The organism is Stenotrophomonas pictorum JCM 9942, from assembly GCF_001310775.1.
GTDB lineage: Bacteria > Pseudomonadota > Gammaproteobacteria > Xanthomonadales > Xanthomonadaceae > Stenotrophomonas > Stenotrophomonas pictorum.
This window is the reverse complement of the sequence record NZ_BAZI01000738.1, coordinates 1-709: the sequence shown is the minus strand read 5'-3', so window position 1 is coordinate 709 and position 709 is coordinate 1. Positions and strand designations below refer to the sequence as shown.

General features: G+C 66.4%; 1 pseudogene. It reads right to left on the bottom strand.

From position 1 onward, the window contains the following. Positions 1–59 precede the first annotated feature (59 nt). Positions 60–709: pseudogene (locus JCM9942_RS17400) on the bottom strand (type II secretion system secretin GspD); the annotation flags it as partial.

Genomic DNA, 709 nt, shown 5'->3' with positions numbered 1-709 from the left:
GGCATCGAGCGCGGCCTCGTCCACGCCCACCGGCAACAGGATGACCGGCAGCGCCATGCTCAGCGGCGCGCCTTCGGGCCCAGCGGGTCCAGCGCGCGGAACTTGCTGCCGTATTCGTCGGTGAGGTTCCGCGCTTCCTGCGGATTGCGCACGATGCTCGGCGTCAGCAGCACGATGACTTCACTGCGCCGGCTGTTCTGGGTCTTGCGGCCGAACAGGCCACCGATCACCGGCAGCCGGCTCAGCCCGGGAAAGCCCGAGGAACCCTGGGTGGAACTGTCTTCGATCAACCCGGCCAGCATCACCGTGTCCCCGGCATTGACCGCGGCCTCGGTCTTCATGCGGCGGGTGTTGATGCGCACGTTGCCGTTGGCGTCGGGCTCGCCTTCCGGGGAGCTGACCTCCTGCACGATGTCCAGAAACACCATGCCGTCGCGGGTGACACGCGGGCGCACTTTCAAAATGGTGCCGGTTTCCAGGTACTGCACCTGCGCGTACTGGTTGTCGCTGATGCCCGAGACCGAGACCGAATAGACCGGTATCTTGCTGCCGACATTCAAGGTGGCGATGGCGTTGTTGCGCACGAACAGCGAGGGCGTCTGCAGCAGGCGCACATCGGTGACCTGGTCCAGTGCGCTGATCACCGCCGCGGCGTTCTTGCCCAGGAAGGTCCAGCTCAGCCCACCGCCGCCCTGGCCATCACCGGGCA